Source organism: Winogradskyella sp. UBA3174, from assembly GCF_002364335.1.
Taxonomy (GTDB): Bacteria; Bacteroidota; Bacteroidia; order Flavobacteriales; family Flavobacteriaceae; genus Winogradskyella.
In genome coordinates, this window is record NZ_DEXW01000060.1 from 864 (window position 1) to 24,727 (window position 23,864).

The 23,864-nt window shown below is 33.4% G+C and carries 22 protein-coding genes and 1 pseudogene; 12 read left to right on the forward strand and 11 right to left on the reverse strand.

The annotated features are described in order from the left end of the window. The first annotated feature begins 15 nt into the window (after nucleotides 1-15). Complete coding sequence (locus B2U95_RS10700; protein ID WP_296316152.1) at nucleotides 16-1,194, forward strand: acyl-CoA dehydrogenase family protein; 1,179 nt, start codon at nucleotides 16-18, stop codon at nucleotides 1,192-1,194. 94 nt (nucleotides 1,195-1,288) lie between these two features. Continuing rightward, nucleotides 1,289-1,986, forward strand: a pseudogene (locus B2U95_RS10705) (serine/threonine protein phosphatase). Here B2U95_RS10705 and B2U95_RS10710 read toward each other — a convergent pair. From B2U95_RS10710 to trmB, 7 genes are all read right to left on the reverse strand, one after another. Beyond that, nucleotides 1,987-2,322 carry a 2Fe-2S iron-sulfur cluster-binding protein gene (locus tag B2U95_RS10710; protein WP_296316154.1) on the reverse strand — a complete coding sequence of 112 codons (336 nt, stop codon included), beginning with the start codon at nucleotides 2,320-2,322 and terminating at the stop codon, nucleotides 1,987-1,989. Then, nucleotides 2,323-3,378 (reverse strand): NAD(P)/FAD-dependent oxidoreductase, encoded by a 1,056-nt coding sequence (locus tag B2U95_RS10715; RefSeq protein ID WP_296316155.1) that lies wholly within the window; start codon nucleotides 3,376-3,378, stop codon nucleotides 2,323-2,325. A 66-nt stretch (nucleotides 3,379-3,444) separates the two neighbouring features. Further along, a complete protein-coding gene (locus B2U95_RS10720) occupies nucleotides 3,445-3,684 on the reverse strand; it encodes a NifU family protein (protein ID WP_296316159.1) in 240 nt (79 codons plus the stop codon). Then, nucleotides 3,685-4,824, reverse strand: a complete 1,140-nt coding sequence (locus B2U95_RS10725; RefSeq protein ID WP_296316162.1) for an Mrp/NBP35 family ATP-binding protein — start codon at nucleotides 4,822-4,824, stop codon at nucleotides 3,685-3,687. 242 nt (nucleotides 4,825-5,066) lie between these two features. Continuing rightward, the gene (locus B2U95_RS10730; protein WP_296316165.1) at nucleotides 5,067-5,396 is read right to left on the reverse strand and encodes an MGMT family protein; all 330 of its coding nucleotides are present in this window, start codon (nucleotides 5,394-5,396) and stop codon (nucleotides 5,067-5,069) included. Next, nucleotides 5,396-6,028: a LysE family transporter gene (locus tag B2U95_RS10735; protein ID WP_296316168.1), complete on the reverse strand. Its 633-nt coding sequence runs from the start codon at nucleotides 6,026-6,028 to the stop codon at nucleotides 5,396-5,398. The genes B2U95_RS10730 and B2U95_RS10735 overlap by 1 nt, the downstream gene beginning before the upstream one ends. 2 nt (nucleotides 6,029-6,030) lie before the next feature. Beyond that, a complete protein-coding gene (trmB, locus tag B2U95_RS10740; RefSeq protein WP_296316171.1) occupies nucleotides 6,031-6,705 on the reverse strand; it encodes a tRNA (guanosine(46)-N7)-methyltransferase TrmB in 675 nt (224 codons plus the stop codon). Between the two features lie 576 nt (nucleotides 6,706-7,281). Here trmB and B2U95_RS16225 point away from each other — a divergent pair. Next, nucleotides 7,282-7,866: a glycosyltransferase gene (locus tag B2U95_RS16225; protein WP_339614043.1), complete on the forward strand. Its 585-nt coding sequence runs from the start codon at nucleotides 7,282-7,284 to the stop codon at nucleotides 7,864-7,866. Here B2U95_RS16225 and B2U95_RS10750 read toward each other — a convergent pair. The 4 genes from B2U95_RS10750 to B2U95_RS10765 all read right to left on the reverse strand — a co-directional run bounded on the left by B2U95_RS10750 (nucleotide 7,849) and on the right by B2U95_RS10765 (nucleotide 12,086). After that, on the reverse strand, nucleotides 7,849-8,892 hold the full coding sequence (locus B2U95_RS10750; protein ID WP_296316176.1) for a sensor histidine kinase: 1,044 nt from the start codon (nucleotides 8,890-8,892) through the stop codon (nucleotides 7,849-7,851). The two genes, B2U95_RS16225 and B2U95_RS10750, sit on opposite strands and share 18 nt — an antisense overlap. Continuing rightward, a complete protein-coding gene (locus B2U95_RS10755) occupies nucleotides 8,892-9,578 on the reverse strand; it encodes a response regulator transcription factor (protein WP_296316180.1) in 687 nt (228 codons plus the stop codon). Before B2U95_RS10755 ends, B2U95_RS10750 begins: the two co-directional genes overlap by 1 nt. 122 nt (nucleotides 9,579-9,700) lie before the next feature. Further along, a complete protein-coding gene (locus tag B2U95_RS10760; protein ID WP_296316183.1) occupies nucleotides 9,701-11,143 on the reverse strand; it encodes an SLC13 family permease in 1,443 nt (480 codons plus the stop codon). Between the two features lie 7 nt (nucleotides 11,144-11,150). Beyond that, nucleotides 11,151-12,086 (reverse strand): alpha/beta hydrolase-fold protein, encoded by a 936-nt coding sequence (locus B2U95_RS10765; protein WP_296316187.1) that lies wholly within the window; start codon nucleotides 12,084-12,086, stop codon nucleotides 11,151-11,153. 54 nt (nucleotides 12,087-12,140) lie between these two features. Between B2U95_RS10765 and B2U95_RS10770 the strand changes: the two genes are divergently transcribed. From B2U95_RS10770 to B2U95_RS10810, 9 genes are all read left to right on the forward strand, one after another. After that, the gene (locus tag B2U95_RS10770) at nucleotides 12,141-13,631 is read left to right on the forward strand and encodes a PLP-dependent aminotransferase family protein (protein ID WP_296316190.1); all 1,491 of its coding nucleotides are present in this window, start codon (nucleotides 12,141-12,143) and stop codon (nucleotides 13,629-13,631) included. A 96-nt stretch (nucleotides 13,632-13,727) separates the two neighbouring features. After that, nucleotides 13,728-15,428 carry a lamin tail domain-containing protein gene (locus tag B2U95_RS10775; RefSeq protein WP_296316194.1) on the forward strand — a complete coding sequence of 567 codons (1,701 nt, stop codon included), beginning with the start codon at nucleotides 13,728-13,730 and terminating at the stop codon, nucleotides 15,426-15,428. Nucleotides 15,429-15,581: 153 nt separating this feature from the next. Further along, complete coding sequence (locus B2U95_RS10780) at nucleotides 15,582-16,589, forward strand: lamin tail domain-containing protein (RefSeq protein WP_296316197.1); 1,008 nt, start codon at nucleotides 15,582-15,584, stop codon at nucleotides 16,587-16,589. 18 nt (nucleotides 16,590-16,607) lie between these two features. Continuing rightward, nucleotides 16,608-17,969: a C4-dicarboxylate transporter DcuC gene (dcuC, locus tag B2U95_RS10785; RefSeq protein ID WP_296316199.1), complete on the forward strand. Its 1,362-nt coding sequence runs from the start codon at nucleotides 16,608-16,610 to the stop codon at nucleotides 17,967-17,969. Nucleotides 17,970-17,973: 4 nt separating this feature from the next. Continuing rightward, nucleotides 17,974-19,116 (forward strand): beta-aspartyl-peptidase, encoded by a 1,143-nt coding sequence (gene iadA / locus B2U95_RS10790; protein ID WP_296316201.1) that lies wholly within the window; start codon nucleotides 17,974-17,976, stop codon nucleotides 19,114-19,116. A gap of 19 nt (nucleotides 19,117-19,135) precedes the next feature. Beyond that, complete coding sequence (locus B2U95_RS10795; RefSeq protein ID WP_296316203.1) at nucleotides 19,136-20,443, forward strand: porin; 1,308 nt, start codon at nucleotides 19,136-19,138, stop codon at nucleotides 20,441-20,443. 1 nt (nucleotide 20,444) lies between these two features. Further along, nucleotides 20,445-21,980 (forward strand): M14 family metallopeptidase, encoded by a 1,536-nt coding sequence (locus B2U95_RS10800; protein ID WP_296316206.1) that lies wholly within the window; start codon nucleotides 20,445-20,447, stop codon nucleotides 21,978-21,980. Nucleotides 21,981-22,165: 185 nt separating this feature from the next. After that, nucleotides 22,166-23,389 (forward strand): hypothetical protein, encoded by a 1,224-nt coding sequence (locus B2U95_RS10805; RefSeq protein ID WP_296316209.1) that lies wholly within the window; start codon nucleotides 22,166-22,168, stop codon nucleotides 23,387-23,389. A 51-nt stretch (nucleotides 23,390-23,440) separates the two neighbouring features. Beyond that, the coding region (locus B2U95_RS10810; RefSeq protein ID WP_296316210.1) for a lamin tail domain-containing protein at nucleotides 23,441-23,864 on the forward strand (424 nt) is incomplete at its 3' end.

A 23,864-nucleotide genomic window follows, 5' to 3' on the forward strand; every position in this document is an offset into this window, starting at 1 on the left:
TAAAATTTTCATAAAATGAAGCCAGATTTATTCGAAGCACCTGACTATTATAATCTTGACGAATTACTAACTGAAGAGCACAAATTAGTGCGAGATGCAGCAAGGGAATGGGTAAAACGCGATGTGTCACCAATAATAGAAGATTATGCTCAAAAAGCTGAATTCCCAAAGCAAATCGTTAAAGGATTAGCAGAAATAGGAGCTTTTGGGCCTTATATTCCTGAAGAGTATGGTGGAGCAGGCTTAGACCAAATTTCTTATGGTTTAATAATGCAAGAAATTGAACGTGGAGATTCTGGAGTAAGAAGTACGGCGTCTGTGCAATCGTCTTTAGTCATGTATCCTATTTGGAAATATGGTAATGAGGAGCAACGTAAAAAATATTTACCCAAATTAGCTTCTGGCGAATGGATGGGGTCTTTTGGTTTAACAGAACCAGATCACGGAAGTAATCCAAGTGGCATGACTACTAATTTTAAAGATATGGGAGATCACTATCTCTTGAATGGTGCTAAAATGTGGATTAGTAATTCACCTTTTTGTAACGTAGCCGTTGTCTGGGCAAAAAACGAAGAAGGACGTATTCACGGACTCATTGTAGAACGTGGAATGGAAGGCTTTACAACGCCAGAAACTCATAATAAATGGTCACTTAGAGCATCTTCAACTGGCGAGCTTATTTTTGACAATGTAAAAGTACCAAAAGAAAACTTATTGCCTAACAAATCCGGGTTAGGTGCACCACTTGGCTGTTTAGATTCAGCGCGTTTTGGTATTGCCTGGGGAGCTATTGGTGCAGCAATGGATTGTTACGATACTGCTTTAAGATATAGTAAAGAACGTATTCAATTTGGGAAACCAATTGGTCAATTTCAATTACAACAAAAAAAATTAGCTGAAATGATTACAGAAATCACAAAAGCACAATTACTAGCATGGAGACTTGGAGTAATGCGCGAAAATGGAACAGCAACTTCAGCACAAATTTCAATGGCTAAACGTAATAACGTAGATATGGCTTTAACCATTGCTCGTGATGCAAGACAAATGTTAGGCGGTATGGGAATTAGTGGAGAATATAGTATAATGAGACACATGATGAACCTTGAAAGTGTTGTAACTTATGAAGGTACTCATGATATTCATTTACTAATTACAGGGCTAGATATTACTGGCTTGAATGCTTTTAGTTAAGTAATAAAGAGTATTTGATTGCCTTAGCAAATAAGGAATTTATGTGAAATAAAACTTATAAAATGCTTCTCAATTGAGAGGCATTTTTGTTTACATTTACTTTAAATCTAGATTAGATCAAGCTTATAAAAACGCCAAACGCATTAGGTTTGATGACGCATCAAAATTCATTTTGTTTAGTGATTGCCATAGCGGAGATAATAGTTTTGCAGACGATTTTGCTAATAACCGGAATATTTACTTTAATGCATTAAAGGATTATTACAAGGAAGGTTACCAATATTACGAACTTGGAGATGGTGATGAATTATTGGGAAATCTATCATTTGAATCTGTTTTCTTTGCTCACAAGAATATTTACATGTTCCTAAAAAATTTCATGAAGGTATTGTTTTAAAACACTTAGAAACAAATCAAGAGCTGTTTTTAACGCATGGTCACCAAGCTGATTGGTGGAATTAGATTTTTTGGAAATGGAGCCGCTTTTTAGTAGGTGTTTTATGGAAACCTTTGAATTTGACTGGTATCGCAGATCCTACAAGTCCGGCTAAAAATTACACAGAATTAATAAAGATAGAAGGCAGAACCAAAAAATGGATTACTAAAAATGACAATCTAATTACCGTTGTTGGTCATACACAACTTCCAAGAAGTATAACTGGTATTGAAATTGAAGATAGCACAATTTCTCTAACTAAATGGCAAATTGTTACTTCTGAAAATGGGAACTTAAAAATTGATAGATTTATGTTAGGAGGCCCAACTAAGCTGAGTGTCTATAAGACGGTATAATTAACTCTCAGGTGCTAACTCAACTTCCAAACCTTCTATTTCTGGCTTCATTTGTATTTGGCATCCCAAACGCGAATTATTTTTTACATAAAATGCTTCAGATAGCATAGCCTCTTCTTCATCTTGCATTTCTGGTAATTCAGTTTCGCTCAATACGTAGCATTGACAAGACGCGCACATAGCCATTCCACCACAGATTCCAATAGTGCCCTCTGGAGCTAATTCATAAGAACGAACTATTTCCATGAGATTCATAGCCATATCTATAGGCGCTTCAATTTTATGACTTACGCCCTCTCTGTCTATAATTGTTATGTTTATATCTTGAGCTTCCAATTAATCTATTGCTTTAACTACTGCTTTAGGCGCTTCCTTACGTGTGCCATCAAAACCATCTACTCCACTTACTGTTGTATATTTTAACACGTAACGTTTCCCTGGATTAATAATTTTATAGGCTGCTTGACACATTAATGTAGCTTCATGGAAACCACAAAGAATGAGTTTCAACTTTCCGGGATATATATTTACATCACCAATAGCAAAAATACCAGGTATGTTGGTTTGGTAATCTAATGAATTATCTACTTTAATTGCATTTTTTTCTATCTCAAGTCCCCAATTTGCAATAGGTCCAAGTTTTGGAGATAATCCAAATAACGGAATAAAATGATCTGTTTCTAATACTAAAGGCGATTCACCTTTTTTAGTTACTTCGACACCATCAACTTTTCCATTACCAATAATAGCAGTAATTTCTGCAGGTGTGATTAAATTAATTTTTCCAGCGTCTTTTAATTCTTGGACTTTATCTACCGAGTCTAAATGTCCTCTAAACTCATTACGTCTATGCACCAAAGTTATGCTAGACGCTACATCGGCTAAGAAGATACTCCAATCTAATGCTGAATCTCCGCCACCTGCAATAACAACCTTTTTATCTCTATAAAATTCTGGGTCTTTAATAATATATTCTACACCATTATCTTCGAAACTTATAATATTATCTAATAAAGGTTTGCGTGGTTCAAAACTTCCTAAACCACCAGCTATGGCAACAACTTTAGCTTGATGTTTTGTACCTTTATTAGTCGTAACTATAAAACTATCATCTTTTTGCTTTTCTATTGTTTCTGCGCGCTCACCTAGTGTAAAGCCTGGTTCAAATTGTTTGCACTGATCTATTAACTTATCAGTTAAATCACCGGCTAAAATTTCTGGATACGCAGGAATATCGTAAATAGGTTTTTTAGGATAAAGCTCAGAACATTGACCACCTGGCTGCGGTAAAGCATCAATTAAGTGACACTTTAGCTTAAGAAGACCAGCTTCAAAAACTGTAAAAAGTCCGGTTGGACCTGCTCCTATTATAAGTATATCTGATGTAATCATTACTATAAAATTGTAAACAAAACTACTAATGTATTTTAATTTAAACTGTGATAAATGTCACATTGATTATTCAACATTTATAACACTTTCGATTTGTGGAGCATATTTTTTAATAGTCATCTCAACACCAGACTTTAATGTCATCTGATTTACACTACAAGATGTACAAGCACCTACAAGTTGTACTTTAACAAATTTACCATCATCTATAGACAACAAATTTATATCGCCGCCATCACTTTGAAGAAACGGACGAATTTCGTCTAGTGCTTTTTCAACATTTAACCTAAGTTCTTCTGAGCTCATTTATTTTTTGTTTACAGCAGAACAACCTGCCATTGTTGTAATTTTTATTGCTTCTGTAGCTGGTAAATCATCATTTCTGTCCACTACTTGCTGAACAACTTCTCTTGTTATGGCTTCGAATGCCTCTTCTGTTGGAGTACCTGTTTGTAGTGCTGCTGGCCTGCCAATATCACCTGCTTCTCTAATGCTTTGCACCAAAGGAACTTCTCCTAAGAATGGTACATTTAAATCTTTGGCTAAATTTTTAGCGCCTTCCTTACCAAATATATGATATTTATTATCTGGTAATTCTGCTGGTGTAAAATACGCCATGTTCTCTATAATTCCTAAAACAGGAACATTTATACTCTCTTGTTGAAACATAGCTACACCTTTCTTAGCATCCGCTAAAGCTACATTCTGTGGTGTACTAACAACCACAGCACCTGTGATAGGAAGTGCTTGCATAATACTTAAATGGATATCACCTGTTCCTGGAGGCAAATCAATTAATAAGAAATCTAATTCTCCCCAAGCAGCATCAAAAATCATTTGGTTTAATGCTTTTGAAGCCATTGGACCTCTCCATATTACGGCCTGATCTGGCTTTGTAAAGAAACCTATAGAAAGTACTTTTATACCATAATTTTCTACTGGCTTCATTTTAGATTTTCCATCTATATTTACTGATAGTGGGCGTTCTGAAGCGACATCGAACATAATAGGAATAGACGGCCCATAAATATCAGCATCCAAAATACCAACTTTAAAGCCCATTTTTGACAAGGTAACAGCTAAATTTGCTGTAACTGTAGATTTTCCTACTCCACCTTTACCTGAAGCTACTGCAACAATATTTTGAATACCAGGAATTGCTTTTCCTTTAATTTCGTTTGTAGTTGGTTTTAAAGGAGCATCAACTTTAATATTGACTTTTATTTTTGCTTTTTCATAAACCAATTTATGAATAGTTTGTAAAATCTCAACCTCTGTTTTCTTTTTTGCCTGAAGACTTGGATTGTTTATAGTAATATCTACAATAACCTCATCTGCAAAGTTTACCACATTGGTAACAGCACCACTATCTACCATATTCTCTCCTTCACCAGGAGCTGTAATAGTTTTGAGCGCGTTTAGTATATCTTGTTTGTTTAAATTCAAAATTCTTATCTAGATTTATTCTAAATGCAAAGATACTGCTAAAAGTTTAGATTTTGAAGCGGTTAAATTGAATTGATTAATGCTTCGATTAGATTTTATAATGACAACTAAAGTGTGTCATATTTGTGAATATTTCAAGAATAAGAGATTCCCATTTATGAACTAGATTATGAAACAAATTCAAAGTGATAAATCATTTATATATTAGTTTAACAACACTTAGTATTGCGCTAGAAATCATACTAAAGCTCTTTCGCAGGATCCCAATAGACAGACTCTAAATTCTGAATTTGATTATCTACAACAACGATTCCTTCGTTTTCGAGTAATTGCTGCATTAAGTTAATGCCATCAAAATGATATTTCCCTGTTAAAAGACCTTTTCTATTTACGACACGGTGTGCAGGCACATCTTTCCCATGAGATCCATTCATAGCATAACCAACTATTCGTGCACTTTTTACAGCACCTAAATATTTCCCTATAGCACCATAACTTGTTACACGACCAAAAGGAACTTGCCTAGCAACATTGTAAACCTTTTCAAAAAAACCCAATGTTTCTGGCTTCATTACAATTCTCTTAGAATGTTAATAAATGTAATAAGCGACACTAAACCGGTAATAATACCAATACTAAAGTTCATACTTTTTTGCGAGGTGAATTTCTTGTCTTTTATTTTATCAAAAAAGAAAATATAAAAATATAACATTACAAAGGTCCCCATTGCTGCTCCTGTAACATAAGTAATAATGCTGGTTTTTTCAAAATTCATCCATCCGAAAGAGGCTAATGTTATGGTCATATATGCCTGATAGGGTATTGGAAAAACATTTAACGCAGACAAAAGCATCCCATGAAACATTCTGCTTTTTTTACTCCTAATATCATCTCCTTCAATTTTCTTTTCCTTTTGTTTAGAAGCAATAACAAGAAAATAAATGGTGATAAGCACAAAAATCACAAAAGCTACGCGTTGTAGAATTTCTACAATATCTGATCTATTAGATAAATATCTAGCAAAGATTGCTGCTAAATATGTTTGAACAAAGACAATTATACATACACCAGATGAAAATGTTATACCTCTACCTGCGTCTTCTTTAAGGCTAATTCTTGCAGCAGTCATATTAAGCAAACCAGGTGGTATGATTCCTATAAGCGCAACAAAAAACCCTAGAAAGAAGATGACTGTGATACTCAAATTTAGTTGATTTGGAATCTAATATACGTAATTGCTTTATCTTTCTCTAAATACTGACTTTCGTAAAAGGTTTGTATTTCAGTAACTTCTTCTGGACTGCCTTCTAACTTATACACATTATGATTAGCATAAAGCACCTCGTGACCTCCACCATGAAGTAAACCAAGTGTGTAACCATGCATAAATTCGCTATCTGTTTTTAAATGCATTAATCCATTGGGTTTTAGCACTTTTTTGTAGCGTTCTAAAAACTGAAGATTAGTCATTCTATGTTTGGTACGCTTATATTTTATTTGAGGATCTGGGAAGGTAATCCAAATTTCATCGACTTCATTTTCTTCAAAAATATAATCTACAAGTTCTATTTGAGTTCTTATGAAACCCGCATTGTCTATATCTTCTTCAATAGCTGTTTTTGCTCCTCTCCAAAAACGTGCTCCTTTAATATCTATACCTATAAAATTTTTGTTGGGATAACGTTTTGCTAAACCGACAGTATACTCTCCTTTTCCGCAACCTAATTCTAAAACTAAAGGATTCTCGTTTTTAAAAACACCTGATCTCCATTTACCTTTTAATTTGTAGGTTTCATTCACCAATTCTTCTCGGGTTGGCTGAAACACATTATGAAATGTTTCGTTTTCTTTAAATCGTTTAAGTTTATTTTTACTTCCCACAGTATTGTTATTTCAGAATTTTATAATAATTCGGTAAAATTAAGAAAACATTTTAGGTTTATCTTTGTTTCATTGCTACATGTCTAAAATAAAAAGATACTGAAACCTATTAAGTACAAAAAACGAATTTTAGTTGCTCCTTTAAATTGGGGATTAGGACATGCTACACGATGTATTCCGATAGTAAATGCATTAATTGAGAATAACTTTGAACCTATTATAGCAAGTGATGGTGCAGCCCTTGAATTACTGAAAATAGAATTTCCAAACCTAAAAACCATTGAGCTACCTTCTTACAATATTACTTATGCAAAAAAAGGGAAACATTTTAAACTAAAACTCATAAAGGATTCTCCTCATATTTTAAAAACTATTAAGCATGAGAAAAAAATTACATCTACTTTAATTAAAAATGAATCTATTAGTGGTATCCTATCAGACAATCGTTTTGGGATTAGACATGCATCTATCCCTTCAGTTTTTATCACACATCAATTACGTGTCTTAAGTGGCTCTACAACTTGGCTGAGCTCTAAATTACATGAAAATATAATTTCGAAATTTGACGAATGCTGGGTGCCAGATCATCCCGGAAATAAAAACCTTAGTGGAAATTTAGGACATGTTAGGGAATTCGGTTCTCAATTAAAATATCTTGGTCCATTAAGTCGATTTAATAAAAAGAAGTGTGCTCCTAAATATGATCTTCTTGTTTTGTTATCAGGACCAGAACCTCAACGCAGCTATTTAGAAATTAAATTATTACAAGATTTAGAATTATACAAAGGGAAGGTGCTTTTTATAAAAGGAAAGATTGAGCCTAGGCAAACTAAGGAAACTGCATATAACATTACTATTTTCAACTTTATGACAACTACTGAGCTTGAGGTCGCTATAAACGAAAGTGACTTAATACTAAGCAGATCGGGATATACCACCATAATGGATTTAGCTAAACTTGAAAAGAAAGCTTTCTTTATACCAACTCCTGGACAATTTGAGCAAGAATATCTAGCAGAAAAATTAATGAAAGAAGGTGTGATCCCAAGTTGTAGTCAGAATAAATTTGAAATACAAATGTTATCTAATACTAACAACTATTCTGGCTTTAAAGCTTTAGATTTCGAATTGAATTTTAAAGAATTATTCAGTCTTTTCTAGAGTAAATGAAAACTCGCTTCCAACACCAAATTCGCTTTCTATATAAATTTTCTCTTCGTGTGCTTCTATAATATGTTTAACTATAGCTAGCCCTAATCCGGAGCCTCCTTCTTTACGAGATCCACTTTTATCTATTCTAAAAAAACGTTCAAATAATCTAGGTATATTCTCTTTAGAAATACCTTCACCGTTATCTGTAACACGTACAATGACTTTATTTTTTATTAAACTTTCAATACTAACCTCTGTTGTCCCTTTTTCTCTTCCATATATTATTGAATTAACAACTAAATTTGTAAGAACTTGCTGAATCCGTTCCCTGTCTCCATAAACTATAATTGGGTTAGTATATTCCATATCAAAGGTTAAAGTAATTTCCTTTTTTACGGCTTTCATTTCAAACAAATCAAAAACACTCCTAACTAATTCTACAATATCAAATTTTTCTTTATTTAGCATTAAATCACCAACTTCTAATTTAGCAATCATGTCTAAATCTTTTATAATATAAATTAGCCTTTCCACACCTTTACTTGCTCTATTTAGGTACTTCTTTCTGATTTTTGGATCTTCCATTGCGCCATCCAAAAGAGTTAAAACATAGCCTTGGACTGTGAATAGTGGTGTTTTGAGTTCGTGAGATACATTTCCCATATACTCTTTTCTATATTCTTCTCTTACTTTTAAAGTTTCAATTTCTAACTTTTTATCTCTAGCATATTTATCTATTTCACGGGTTAATGTCCCCATATCTGTAGTAATTGGCTGCTGTCGTAAACTAGTTGATTCAAGTAAGGTTAAATCGTCATAAATTTTCTTAACGCGCCTATATATAAAACGCTCAACCCTATATTGCACAATAGCAAAACAGAGTATATAACATAGAATAGGAAAAAAAATGACTTGCCAGTTAAATGTATGGTAGTACCATAAAAAAAGACTCACAAGGAGTGTTGTAAATAAAGTAACATATAAAGATGTTCTAATAGCAAATTTATATGACTTCTTAAGATTTTTATGTTGCATTAATCTACAAACTTATAACCAACACCTTTTACAGTTTTAAAAGAGTTATCACCTATTTTTTCACGAAGTTTACGTATATGTACATCAATAGTTCTTCCACCTACTACGACTTCATTACCCCATACTTTGTCTAATATTTCTTCGCGCTTAAATACTTTATTAGGCTTAGTTGCCAGTAAAGATAGTAATTCAAACTCTTTTCTAGGTAATATTATTTCTTTACCCTTATTTGTAATTTTATACTCTTCTCTATTAATAATAAGCTCACCTATTTTAACAATAGCGTCAGAAGCGTTTTCTGCATCTTTTAAACGTCTTAATAATGCTTTAACTTTACTTACTAGTACTTTGGGCTTTATAGGCTTAGTAATATAATCATCTGCACCAGCATCAAAACCAGCAACTTGTGAGTAATCTTCACCTCTTGCTGTTAAAAATGTAATAATTGTATTATTTGAATTTGGTAATTCTCTAATACGTTCGCAAGCCTCAATACCGTCCATTTCTGGCATCATCACATCTAAGATTATTAAATGTGGCTTATGCTTTTTCGCTTTTTCAACCGCTTTGACTCCATTCTCTGCAGTAATAATCTGATACCCCTCTGATGATAAATTATAACCTACTATTTCTAAAATATCTGGCTCATCATCTACTAATAATATCTTGATGTCTTTTTTCTTCACTGTAAACTAAAGTTTTATACTATGTAAATATAAAGTTTATCTCCTTTAATTAAAGACTAAATTAAATTGATAACAATTTTCTAACATTAAGATTGATACAATTTATGAGTTTTTACTAATACTTATGATAAGTCCCAAAGTAAAGGCAAAATATAATAGACAATAAATGTGAGAAGAATAATAGATATAATATTCATCCATACTCCTTTTTTAACCATATCCTCAATTTTTAAATATCCAGAACCAAATACAACGGCATTTGGAGGTGTTGCAACTGGAAGCATAAAAGCACAAGACGCTGCCACTGTTGCACCAACCATTAAGAAATAAGGATGTATATTTAATATAGTAGCCAATGGAGCTAATACGGGTAATAACATGGCTGTGGTTGCCAAATTAGAAGTAATTTCAGTTAAAAAATTAACTGCTGCAATTAGAACGAATAATAATGAAAATAATGAAAGTGTTTCAAGATTAGTCATCTGTCCTCCCAGCCATAGTGCTAATCCACTAGAATCAAATCCTAATGCTAGAGCCATACCTCCTCCAAATAATAGTAATATACCCCAAGGTAGTTTTACGGCATCTTCCCAAGCTATAATTTTCTTATGTTTCTCTTTACTTGGGAGAATAAACAATAAAATGGAAAACATAATAGCTATAATAGTATCATCAATAGCTGGAACAAATTGTTTGATTAAGAACGATCTCGTAATCCAAGCAAAAGCTGTTAAAGCAAAAACGACAAGTACTGTTTTCTCTTCATAAGACACCTTACCTAAAACCTTAAGTTGTCTATTAATTTCATCACGTCCTCCCGGAAATGTTTTTTGTTTAAATTTAAAAGCAAATTTTGTGAGATATAGCCAACATATAGTTAATAATAGTAGCGTTATAGGAAATCCAAAGGAAAACCATTGTGAAAACGTAATTTCAATACCATAAGTTTCTTCTACCACACCAGCAAGAACCAAATTAGGTGGTGTACCAATAAGGGTAGCCATTCCTCCTATAGAAGCGCTATAAGCAATCGCTAACATTAATGCTTTTCCAAAAATTATATTTTCGTCTTCTATAGTAGCTGGATTATCTTTTAATTGTGCTACAATGGCCATACCAACAGGTAGAATCATCACTGCTGTTGCCGTATTTGAGATCCACATGGATAAGAAAGCAGTCGCAATCATAAAACCTAGAATAATGTTAACCACATTAGTTCCTACGACTTTTATAATAGTAAGTGCTATTCGTTTATGAAGCTTCCATTTTTCTATAGCAATCGCCAAAATAAAACCACCTACAAATAGAAAAATATATTTATGTCCATACGAAGCGGTCGTTTCTTTTAAACTTAACCCACCACTTAATGGAAATAAAACTATAGGTAATAATGCCGTAACAGCGATAGGTAAAGCTTCTGTAATCCACCAAATCGCAACCCATACTGCTGATGCTAAAACAGCATTTGCCGCTTCACTTAACCCTTCAGGATGAAAGAATTGTAGAATTATAATGAACATAACTGGACCTGAAAAAAGTCCAATTTTTTGCTTAGTTAATTGCATATTAAATTTAATTAAAGATTAAATCAGCTGCATTTTTTGATGCTATTTCAAAATTATGGTCAGCTCCTTCTTTTATATGTAATTCCCAATGGAATTCTAAATTATTAGTTTCAGCTAATACTGATGCTTTATTATAAAAATACTGTGCTCTGTCTAATCGATTTAAGCCTTGTGCATCAGCAAATATATTATGTCTTAGTGAGGAAGCGTTAGGGTTATTATCTAAACTTCCAACCTGTATAAATAATTTTTTTTGAAAAAGGTTTTCTAAGATGCTAGTCTCTAGAGGTGATTCTGTAAATCCGTAAGGAAAAGAAACCTCTAAATCTGTAACCGTATACCAACCTGAAGCCGACGCCACAACTTTATCATAACGTGCATTAGGTTTGTACATTAAAAACCGATGAGCAACTTGTCCACCTGCAGAGTGCCCAAAAACCTGATATGTCAAAGAATTGTTGTTTATATTTTGGGTAATGTAATCAAATAAAGGCTCTATAACTGAAAATGTCCATTCTGCTTCTGTATTTAAACTTGAAGGTGATGGATTGTCTCCATCAACAAAAACATTTCCAAGATTATACGCATCGCCACCTGGGAAATTTGCGCCAGAAAACTCAGGTGTAATCACTATAAAATTATACTGATTTGCTTTTGTTATCATAGCATCTCTGTAGTCCTTTGCATTTCTTCCATTACCATGAAAAACAAAAAGGATTTCAGTATTAGAATTTGTGTTTGAAGGAATGTAATAATACACCTTCATGACTTTATTACTAAAAGGTGCATACTCAGAATATTCAAAAAAACCACTTCCCGAAGTCAGCTCATTTAGTATTTCTGGGTTATTAGAAGATACAACTGAGTCATCCGAACAAGAATTCAGTATCAAGGAAAAGCAAAGTAAAATACAACAAACTAATATTGAAAGACTATTTTTCATAATGTAAATTACGTTTAGATTTTAGTATATTTATAAGACCAATTATTAAAATTAATGAATACCAATTACAAATTTGTAATAAAGAGAATAAAAGAAGCTTATACAAAACAGGGAAAGTTTAAGCCTTCTAACAAGTATATTATACTTTATCGAGCTATAAAAGATTGTATAACAAATACAGAACTCCCAAATAATTGGTTATTACCGTCTACTAGAGTCTTAGCACAAGAGTTAGAACTCTCTAGAACAACTGTTAATAAAGCTTATGAATTATTACAGTTAGAAAAGCTGATTTTTTCTAAAGCTGGATCTGGAAATCGAATTAGTTATGAAGATCTTACGGAAAAAGAGGATAAGAAAATTATTAAAACTAATAATACATTATACCCTAATATTTCTGAAAAAGGAATTTCATATTCGAAAAATATTTCCCTTTTAAATAGGATGCCAAATAATAATTTGGCTTTTAGGCCAGGTCTACCTCCAATTGACGCTTTCCCTGTAAACCAATGGAAAAAATTACTGAACACCTATTGGAGGCATATTAAATCTTCAAATTTATCTTACTCAAATTCTACTGGTTTATTAGAATTAAAAAAAAGTATTTGTGATTATTTAAATGTTAGCAGAAACATTAAATGTAATTACGAACAAATTGTTATTGTCTCTGGCTCACTGCAGTCTTTATATCTTATTGCCAATGCTCTTATTGATAAAGGAGATTCTGTTGTATTAGAAAACCCTGTGTTTCCTAATGCACACTCAGTCTTTAAGAGTTCTCAAGCCAACTTAATACCTGTTTCGTTAGACAATGACGGTATAGATATAAAGAAAATTAAAGCTATAAAAAAAAAGACTAAACTCATTCATTTAACTCCATCTAATCATTACCCTTTAGGAATTAAAATGAGTTTAAAAAGACGCCAAGATATTCTAAAATGGGCATCCCAACAAAAAGCTTTAATTATTGAAAATGATTATGAAAATGAAATTGCTAACCATTTAGAAAGCATACCTTCAATCTTTAGTTTAGACAAAGAAGACCGCACTATATATATTGGCACATTTAATCGGTTATTACACCCTTCTATAAGACTAGGTTATATGATTATACCTAAGTACCTTATAAATACAATTGAAGCACTACAAGAGCATTCTCACAGGTTTGTTTCCCCTTTTATACAGGTAGTTATGACACAATTTATTGAAAAAAATTATTTATATAAACATATCAGGAATACCATTGAAATTGCAAAAGATAGACACAATTTTTTCGTTAATGAGTTTAATACAATAAGTACAAAGATGCATATTAATCAGAATGCCTGCTCTAGTTTTCATGTTGTTGCTAATTTTAAGTCACCTACTACTATTGATGAAGAAGAACAAATCATATCTAAGCTAAATCAACAAAATATAACAGCACATTCTTTAAGTAAATGTTACATTGGCAACCCTAAAAAAACAGGCCTAATATTTGGGTATTCTGCTGTTAGGCCTTCCATTATAAAACAAAAACTTAAAAAAATGAAAGGTCTAATTTAATTTTAAAAAATTGGTGTTAATAATAATTTAATATTGGTATCTCTGTTTTTAATTAATAAAAATTAACTTTGTTATTGAATTAATTAAATCTTTATTATGAAAAAACTTTACATTTTATTTTTACTATGTTCATTTATAGGCTTCTCTCAAAGCCCTGGTGACATAGTTATTACAGAAATTATGAATAATCCTAATCCCGTTAGTGATACTACTGGTGAATGGTTTGAAATTTTTAATACTACTGGTTCTGATATAGATATTAATGGCTGGACCCTACAAGATGATGGAACAGACACGCATGTTATAGATAATGCGAATGGAACAACAATTGTATCTTCTGGTGGATATTTAGTTTTAGGGAGAACAGCAAATACCGTTACTAACGGTGGTGCACCTGTAGATTATGCTTATGGTGAAAGTGGAGGACACACTTTAGGTAATGGTACTGATGAAGTTGTTTTAGTATCAACAACAGCTGTTGAAATAGCTAGAGTTATTTATGACAATGGAGCAACATATCCAGATTTAACTGGTGCAAGTATGCAATTAGACCCAACTTTTCTAAACGAAACTGATAACGATACAGGTGCAAATTGGTGTGCTTCTACATCTACTTATGGAGATGGAACTGGTTCTTTAGGAACTCCCGGTTCTGCTAACGATGCATGTGCTGCAGTATGTGAAGCAAACTTAGGCGCTAGTGATGCAACATGTGATTCTATTGGACCAGGTGCGACGGATGATACTTACACAGCAACTTTAGCTTATTTCGGAGCTGCAACTGGCGAAAATTTTTTAGTTACAGCGACTTCTGGTACAGTTGACCTTTCTGGTGGTAATGACCCAACAACAGATGCTGCAGGTATTATTACAGTTACTGGTGTTGCAGAAGGTACAGATATAACAATTACTGTAGATAATACTGCTGATGGTGGTTTATGTACTTTTACAAGAGATATAACGAGTCCTGTTTGTTTACCTACAGGTAGTGTAGATTTAGAGTTGCAAGGTATAATTGATTTTACAGTGCCTTCAGGTGGTTCCGATGGAAAAGCAATTCATTTAGTTGCTACTGCCGATATTACAGATTTAAGTGAATATGGCCTTGGTATTGCTAATAATGGTGACGGATCTGATGGACAAGAATATACATTAGATGCAATTGGTGTTAGTAATGGTGATAATATTTTAGTAGTTAGAAGTCTAGCAGCTATGGAAGCTTATTTTACTACTCCTGGTTATAACTTGTTTGAAGTTGTTATTTTAGATGCAGGCGGATCCGTAAGTCAAAATGGAGACGACGCTATTGAATTATATAAATTAGGAGCTCTTGTTGAAACTTTCGGTGATGTAAATTGTCAACCAAACGGAGGTTCAGGTGGCCCTATTTGTGCAGATACTTCTTGGGAATATACAGATTCTTGGGCTTACAAAACAACGCCTGGTACAGTATGGCCAGCTGGATGGACTTACGGGACTGTAGATTGTACAGATGGCAGTGCTACTACGTTTGAAAGCTCATGTGTCTATCCTTTTGTACTAGCTTTATCTAACGAAGACTTTACAGCGTCTGAGCTATCAATTTACCCTAATCCTACTAATAACGGAATTGTAAATATTAAATCTCAAATAGCAGGAGTTAAGACAATAACGTTATTTGATATTATGGGAAGAAACGTACTTTCAACTGAATTAAATTCTGATGTATTAGATGTAAGTTCAGTAAAAACAGGTATGTATTTATTACAAGTTTCTATTAACGGACGTTCGTCTGTTACTAAATTAGTAATCAAATAAGAATTACTTAAATAATTTTTTAAAAGGCGCTCTATTATTAGAAGCGCCTTTTTTATGTTACAAAAATAAAATTGGTATTTATTTGTTTTGCAGATTGGTACTGTTATATAACTTCTCAAATTTATAGATTTGAGAATTGTACTAAATCCATTTATGATGAATATTAAATCTTATCTAAAAAAAATAGTCATACTTAGTTGTATCGTTTCAGGCGTTTCTTCTTGTACTACAGATGATATATCACCAGCATTAGAACTATCGGTCGATGAGACAAACTTAAGTGAAGACAATGGTGTTATCACTTTAACTGCCACATTAAATGCACCAGCTACAGAACAACTGATAATTCCAATATCAATTTCTGACTCAAGTACAGCAACTGAGTCAAGCGATTATACCTCTAGTGCTACTGCAATAACAATTAGTAGTGGAAGTAGTTCTGGCAGTATAACATTTACAGGATTACAAGACACAAATGTTGAAGGTGTCGAAACCCTTATTTTAAATGTGTCGAATGCTCAAAATGTAATATTACTTTCGGATACAGAAATTATAATTTCCATTTTAGATGATGATTCAGATTCTGATGGAGATGGTGTTTTAGATGCCAATGATAATTGCCCAAATGAGGCAGGTGAGATTTCTAATAATGGGTGTCCGTTTCTAGGTTTCCTAATTAATGAAGTTTTATATGATCCTGAAGCTGGTCTACTAGGTGACGCAAATGGAGATGGAACTAGAGATGCGAATGAAGACGAATTTATTGAGTTCTTTAACTCGGGTCCAGAATTAGACTTAAGTGGTTATACTATATCTGATGCCTCATCAGTAAGACATACATTCCCTACTGGTACAATTATTCCTATAAACGGTGTTTTAGTCGTATTTGGTGGTGGCATACCAACTGGAAGTTTTGGTGGTGCTTTAGTTCAAACAGCGTCAGAAGGTCAAATAAACATGTCTAATTCAGGAGATTTAGTTACACTTGCTGATCCTTCAGGTAATGTTATACTAACGTTCGATGTAGAACCATTATCTAATAATCCAAACGAATCCTACACTAGGAACCCTGATCTTACAGGAGATTTTGTACAACATACTCAGGCTGTCGAAGGAGTGTTATTTTCACCAGGAACACAAATTGATGGATCTTCATTTTAAACGTTTTAAAAATAATTAATGAGCTATTTAGGGCCTATAATATCGTTGGTATTTGTAGTTATTGCTGGAAGACTTTTATTAAAAAAGTATAATCCACATGCAGTATTATTAGTTTCTGGATTATTAATGCTAATTGTGGCGCAACTGCTAAATTATAATTTACCAGCACTTAAAGATCCTACAGGCTTTTCCGGGTTTGATTTGTTTAAATATATTAAAGAGTCGTTTAGTAAGACTAACGCAGGTGTTGGTCTAATGATTATGGCTATTGGTGGTTTTGTTGCTTACATAGATCATGTAGGAGCCTCAAATGCCCTCGTATCTGTAGCAATGAAACCTTTAAAATTCTTTAAAAAGAAACCTTATATAGCCGCTTCATTAGTAATTCCTATTGGTCAATTATTATTTGCAGCAATTCCTTCAGCCGCAGGTTTGGGTTTACTATTAATGGCGTCATTATTTCCAATTTTAGTGAATTTAGGCGTAAGTAGATTATCTGCGGTATCTGTTATTACGGCAACTACAGCATTTGGTGTTGGACCGGCATCTGCAATTACTGCTAGTGCTACAAGTATTGCAGGTATAGATACTATCGTATTCTTTTTAAATTATCAAATCCCACTAATATGGCCTCTGAGTATCGTTATGATGATTACCTATTATATTGTAAATCGTTATTACGATAAGAAGAATGGTTTTGAAAAAGAAGTCCATAAAACAGAAGAAAAGGAACTAAAGGCGCCGTTGATCTATGCTATAATTCCAATATTGCCAATTGTACTTTTAATTGTGTTTTCAGAGATATTTAGTCTTTTTAGCGTACCGATTTCAATAGACACCACAACGGCAATGTTTATTAGTCTATTTATCGCATTGATTTGTGAGTTTATTAGAACAAAAAATATAAAACAAGTTTTTGATTCCCTAAAAATCTTTTGGAATGGCATGGGAAATATTTTTAAAACCGTAGTGACCTTAATTATAACTGCTGATATTTTTGCAAAAGGACTTATTAGTCTTGGATTTATTGATGGTCTCTTAGATTTAGCTCAGAATTTAGGTTTTGGAGCCATTGGTATCGGAGTGGTGATGACCATTATGATTTTTCTAGCTTCTATGCTTATGGGTAGTGGTAATGCATCGTTTTTTGCATTTGGTCCCTTAGTCCCAAAAATAGCAAAGACTTTAGGTGTAGAAAGCACTTCCATTATTTTACCAATGCAGTTATCTGCATCCATGGGAAGAACTGTTTCGCCAATTGCCGGTGTTATCATTGCCACCGCAGAAATTGCAAAAGTGTCTACAATATCCATAGTAAAAAGAAATATTATTCCTTTAGTAGTCGCCTTATTGGTAATGCTACTTTATCATTTTATATAACGCTATGCTTAAACTAATAAAAAACACAGAATTATACGCACCTAAATATTTAGGTAAAAAAGATTTACTTCTTGCTGACCAAAAAATAATAGCTATCGCTGATAATTTAGATCAATTTAAAAATGACGCTATAGTTTGGGATGCTAAAGGTAAAATTACAACCCCTGGCCTTATAGATCAGCACATCCATGTTATTGGTGCTGGTGGAAAGGATGGCTTTGCATCTATGACACCAGAAATTAATATGAGTGAACTCATAGCCTGCGGAACAACAACCGTATCAAGTTTGCTTGGTACAGATGGAAGAGCCCGAAATATAAGATCGCTTTACAGTAAAGTCAAAGCTTTAAATCAAGATGGAATTTCTGCTTTTATGCTTTGCGGTTATTACGGAGTAGATTCAGTAACTATTACAGAGAGTATCCAATCCGATATGATTTTTATCGATAAAGTTTTAGGCTGTAAAATTGCGATTAGCGATATAAGATCGTCCTATCCAACTGCTTTAGATTTGCTTAGAAAACTAAGAGATGTAAAGGTTGGTGGTATGATAGGGAATAAAAAAGGGATTCTACATATTCACCTTGGAAACTTAGACACTAAAATGGATGTGCTATTTGAGTTGGTTCAAAAATACCAATTCCCAATAGAGCATATCTCACCAACACATGTTGGCAGAACCAAAGCCCTTTTTGACCAAGCGATAGAATTTGCAAAACTTGGAGGCATTATTGATATCACAACAGGCGCATCACAATATACAGCACCCTATAAATCCGTTTTATATGCGTTAGAACAAGGTGTAGATATGGATTACATGACCTTTAGTTCTGATGGGCATGCAGGCTTGACAAAATTTGATGATAGCGGAAACGCTATAGGTGTGCGTGTCGCTCCTTTTGATAAAAATTTAGAAGGCGTTGTTTTGTTAATTAAAGAAGGAAATGTACCTATAGAAGACGCTTTCAAGTTAATTACCACAAATCCGGCTAGAAATTTAGGTTTGAAACATAAAGGCCAAATAGAAGTTGGGTTTGACGCAGATATTTGTTGCTTTACAGAAGATCTTAAACTAACAGATGTCTTTGCAAAAGGACAGCACATGATGGATAATGGAACCCTTATTGTAAAAGGAAATTTTGAATAATAGTATTAATTATAAAAGTATGAAGGTTATTAAAATAACTAGTCTTTGTGTCTTTATGTTTTTAGGCCTGGTCGCAAGGGCACAAGATGTAAATCTAGACACTTATAAATTTGGCGAAGGACTAAATTTCAGTACTGATGATGGTTATAAATTGAAAATAACTGGGTTTTTACAGCCATATATGGATAGTAAAACCTATACAGAAGTGGACGAAAATAGTAGTCAAAACCGTTTTAGAATGCGTCGAATTCGTTTGCGTTTAGAGGGCAATCTAAAAGATGAACGTTTTAAATATAGATTCGCTTTCGATTTGAGTGGAACGTCAGAAGCAGGAGATACAGAGACAAGTGAATATCTTCTGGATGCCTATGTGTCTTATGATATAACCAGCCGCATTAAAGCGACCTTTGGTCAGCGTTCTACGTTCACTGATAATCGTGAACTGTTTATGGCATCAAACACACTTCAACTCGTAGAGCGAAGTCGTTTAACCTCTGCCTTTGCAGCCATAAGGGAATTTGGTTTATTTCTTCAAGGAAATTTTAAAACAGGAAAAGGCTCTTACATAAAGCCTTATTTTGTACTTACAAATGGTGACGGTCTCAATGCTATAGGAAAAGACAGAGGTGGATTAAAAATTGGAGGAAGAATCGATTATTTACCTTTTGGACTTTTTACAAATAAAGGGCAGTTTAAACAAGCTGATGTCATGAGAGAAACGGCACCAAAATTAGTAATAGGTGCCAACTTTAGTCATAATAATGGAATGAGCAGTCGTCGCGGTCGCGCAAATGGCACCATTCTTTATTTAGATGCTAATGACGAAGAATCATTACCAGATTACACAAAATATGGTATCGATTTTCTTTTCAAATTTAAAGGTTTCTCAGCTCTTGGTGAATTTGTAAAAACAACAGCAATCGTTCCAGAAGATATTACACAACGTATTAGAAATAATGGGACAACATCAACCAATTTTGAGGTTAATGGCATTCAAGATGTGGACAGTTATGTGAGAGGTCGGATGATGCTAGGTGAAGCTTACAATATTCAAGCGGGTTATTTATTTAAAAATGGAATATCAATAGATGGGCGTTATACACGTCTTAATGCAGATGAAAACTCCTTTTTAAATAATGCCACATTTTACAACAGACCTAATTATTATACCATTGGTATTAGTAAGTATTTATCGCGAAGTTATGGTGCTAAAATTCAAGCAGATTGGACTTACATAGACGGTAGCCAAGGTATAAATGACAACAATAGTATGCCTATTCCGGGAAACGAACACTTACTTAGAATAATGTTAACATTTGCATTTTAAGATGGTACGTAAACTAATTTTTATACTCGTCCTTTTCAGTTCAGCAGTGGCTTTTGCCCAGCTAAATCCGCAATCTAAAAAAATAACTAAAACCTTTTTTCCTGATTACGACGCTTTAGAGGATATAACACCAGCACTTGAAAAAAAGAAAGGCTACACAGATTACGAAGAATTAATCTCTTTTCTGAATGCCTTGGTTGCGGAGCACCCAGACTTGATAAAACTGAGTTTTATTGGCGAAAGCCAAAAAGGAAAGCAGATTCCTCTCGTACGTTTAACCGCATCAAATTCAAAAGAAAAAATTAAAGTTTGGATGCAAGGAGGTTTGCATGGCAACGAGCCTGCAAGTACAGAAGGCATGCTCTATTTACTGCACCAACTATTAAACAACTCAAAGTATGTACAGCTTTTAAACGCTATAGATTTAGCTATAATCCCAATGGCAAATATAGACGGTTACGAAAAGCAAGATCGCTATGCTGCAAATGGCCTAGACCTTAATAGAGATCAAACAAAATTAATGGCCCCAGAGAGTGTCTATTTAAAGCAAACATTCTCAGATTTTAGTCCAGAAGTAGCCTTAGATTTTCATGAATATCGACCTTACAGAAAAGACTTTGCACAATTAGGAGCTTTTGGAATTACCTCACTTTATGATGCGATGTTTTTGTATAGTGGCAATTTAAATGTTCCTGAAAACCTTAGGATCTTAACAGATACACTTTTTGTTGAAAATGCAAGAAAGACGCTTGATGAGAACATGCTAAAACATCATGACTATATTTCTACTAGAAAATTTGGTGGTGAAATTCATTTTAATCAAGGTTCCGTAAGCTCCCGCTCAAGTGCCACAAATTATGCGCTAACAAATACAATATCGACCTTGTTAGAGATTAGAGGCGTTGGTATTGGCAGAACCTCTTTTAAAAGACGAATGCATACAACATTTATAATTGCCATCTCTTATTTGGAAACTGCAAGCCAAAATATTCAGCTTGTAAAACAAGAAATTAGTAAGGCATCAGAGCAACAAAATGATGTGGTGGTTACAAGTGCTAGAACTGTTGAAAAAGGGACTATACAAACTATAGATTTAGATGCTAATGCGATTATTGATTTAGACGTCACCATAAGAGATGCACTAAGATCAAAACCAAAATTGGTCAGAAAAAGACCTGCAGCTTATATCATTGATGCAAATCAAAAAGAGATTATAGAAAAACTAAAAATTCTCGGTGCAAAAATTGACATCTTAGAAAATGATAATGAAATTGAAGTTGAAACCTATAGGGTTTCAGAATATAAAAGAGACACAAAAAAATATGAAAAAATAAAACTTCAAACGGTAGAAACTACAATTGAAACTAAAAAGATTCTATTCCCAAAGGGCACTTATAAAGTGAATTTAAATCAAAGAAAAGCAAATATAATTCTCGAGGTTTTAGAACCAGAGGCACCAAATAGTTTTGTGTCGTTTGGTGTCCTAGAAACTGAAAAAGGAAAGGTATTACCAATTTATAGAATAACGAACGAATAAAATAATACCAGATGCGATGCGCAAATACTATTTAGTATTTAAAATAATGAATTGCGAACTGCATTTGACAATTGAACAACAATAAATAAGAACAAATGACCCGAGCAAGAGATTATTTTCCCATTCAAAAAAAATAATGAATTGCGAACTGCATTTGACAATTGAACAACAATAAATAAGAACAAATGAAAAAAGTAGCATTACTCACCGTGTTTTTCTGTATGACCATACTGATCAATGCTCAAGAAAGCGAAGATAAAAATGTAGCAAGCTTTAATCTTGGTAGTGGATTGAATTTTTCTTTTAATGAAGGAAATTATCAGTTTAATTTTGGAGGATTTGTGACACCGACTTATAGTTACAGTAAGGTTTCAGGTAGGGATGGTGAAAACACATTTAACGCCAGAAACGCCTTCTTAATACTAAGCGGAAAAGCAGTTAAAGAAAAGGTAAGCTTTTTAGTTCAAACCGATTACAGCCAGACACAACCCTTATTAGATGCATGGTTAGCCTACCATCCTACAGAAAATATTACGATAACTTTTGGTCAAAAGCAAACCTTTGTAAACAATCGTGAAATGACCTATAGAGAAGACAGACTACAATTTACCGATCGTAGTTTGTTAAGTCAGAACTTAAGTAATACAGGTCGTGAATTTGGTGTGTTTGTAGAAACAAAATTTAAAATTGGGGGTCAATTTGGTATTGCACCAATGGCTGCTGTAACTTCAGGTGACGGTCGAAATTCATTTGGAAGCGATTCTCGTGACACTGATCTAGGAGGTCTAAAAATTGGTGGACGCTTAGATTTATATCCATTAGGCTATTTCACAGAAGGCAATGATTTATTTAGTGCAGATTTAGCGCACGAAGAAACATTAAAATTTGTTATTGGCGCAGCGGCAAGTAAAAACACAGGAGCAAGTAATGCCAATGGTGAAGGGCATGGTGATTTCTTTTTATATAATGCAAATGGAAATGATAATTTCCCAGATTACTCACAGGTGTATATAGATCTATTATTAAAATATAAAGGCTTTTCCTTTTTAGCTGAATATGCTAATGCAAGCGCAGAAGGTTTAGATTTAGTTTATACCGATGAAGCCGCAACACAAATTTTAGCACCACAACAAATAAGCGAATTCTTAGTATTAGGAGATAGCTATAATTTACAAACAGGTTACGTTACTAAAAGTGGATTTGGTTTTGATTTGAGATACGAAAGTGCTACTCCAGAATTTGAATCTAACCTAAATTCTTTACTAACAGACTATAGCAGTTATACTCTAGGTCTAACTAAATATTTCGATAATAATAATTTAAAAATGCAGGCATCAGTAAGTAGCATAGATTTTACTAACGGAAGTAACCAAACTATTGCTGAGTTTTTAGTTCAAATTGTATTTTAATAAAACAAATATTAAGTCTATATAAAAATCCAACCATTAAAATTTGAGAGAATGAAAAAAATTTACACACTATTTTTATTATTTTCATTAGCTAGCTATTCTCTTTCTGCACAGTTAATTATTAACGAAGTATTATTTGACCCTCCAAATGATATTGCCGGAGATGCCAATGGTGATGGCACAAGAAGCGCATCTGCAGATGAGTTTATAGAGTTTATAAATATGTCTTCAACACCATTAGATATTAGTGGATATAAAATTTATGACACAACCAATTATGACCTTCTGCCGGGAACTGACACTCCTCGCCACACCGTGCCAGAAAGCACAATAATTCCTGCAAATGGCATGTATGTTTTATTTGGTGGTGGAACACCAACAGGGATATCAGGAGATATTGTTGAAACATCGACAACGGGTAATTTAAATTTATCAAACTCAGGAGATGTTATCACTATAACAGATGCATCTGGTA

Excerpts from the sequence above, each read along its gene's own strand:
- dcuC (WP_296316199.1), top strand. The coding sequence starts at position 16,608 with ATGAGCTATTTAGGGCCTATAATATCGTTGGTATTTGTAGTTATTGCT.
- B2U95_RS10715 (WP_296316155.1), bottom strand. The coding sequence starts at position 3,378 with ATGATTACATCAGATATACTTATAATAGGAGCAGGTCCAACCGGACTT.
- B2U95_RS10805 (WP_296316209.1), top strand. The coding sequence starts at position 22,166 with ATGAAAAAAGTAGCATTACTCACCGTGTTTTTCTGTATGACCATACTG.
- B2U95_RS10700 (WP_296316152.1), top strand. The coding sequence starts at position 16 with ATGAAGCCAGATTTATTCGAAGCACCTGACTATTATAATCTTGACGAA.
- B2U95_RS10750 (WP_296316176.1), bottom strand. The coding sequence starts at position 8,892 with ATGCAACATAAAAATCTTAAGAAGTCATATAAATTTGCTATTAGAACA.
- B2U95_RS10775 (WP_296316194.1), top strand. The coding sequence starts at position 13,728 with ATGAAAAAACTTTACATTTTATTTTTACTATGTTCATTTATAGGCTTC.
- B2U95_RS10795 (WP_296316203.1), top strand. The coding sequence starts at position 19,136 with ATGAAGGTTATTAAAATAACTAGTCTTTGTGTCTTTATGTTTTTAGGC.
- iadA (WP_296316201.1), top strand. The coding sequence starts at position 17,974 with ATGCTTAAACTAATAAAAAACACAGAATTATACGCACCTAAATATTTA.
- B2U95_RS10780 (WP_296316197.1), top strand. The coding sequence starts at position 15,582 with ATGATGAATATTAAATCTTATCTAAAAAAAATAGTCATACTTAGTTGT.
- B2U95_RS10720 (WP_296316159.1), bottom strand. The coding sequence starts at position 3,684 with ATGAGCTCAGAAGAACTTAGGTTAAATGTTGAAAAAGCACTAGACGAA.
- B2U95_RS10800 (WP_296316206.1), top strand. The coding sequence starts at position 20,445 with ATGGTACGTAAACTAATTTTTATACTCGTCCTTTTCAGTTCAGCAGTG.
- B2U95_RS10760 (WP_296316183.1), bottom strand. The coding sequence starts at position 11,143 with ATGCAATTAACTAAGCAAAAAATTGGACTTTTTTCAGGTCCAGTTATG.
- B2U95_RS10765 (WP_296316187.1), bottom strand. The coding sequence starts at position 12,086 with ATGAAAAATAGTCTTTCAATATTAGTTTGTTGTATTTTACTTTGCTTT.
- B2U95_RS10770 (WP_296316190.1), top strand. The coding sequence starts at position 12,141 with ATGAATACCAATTACAAATTTGTAATAAAGAGAATAAAAGAAGCTTAT.
- B2U95_RS10730 (WP_296316165.1), bottom strand. The coding sequence starts at position 5,396 with ATGAAGCCAGAAACATTGGGTTTTTTTGAAAAGGTTTACAATGTTGCT.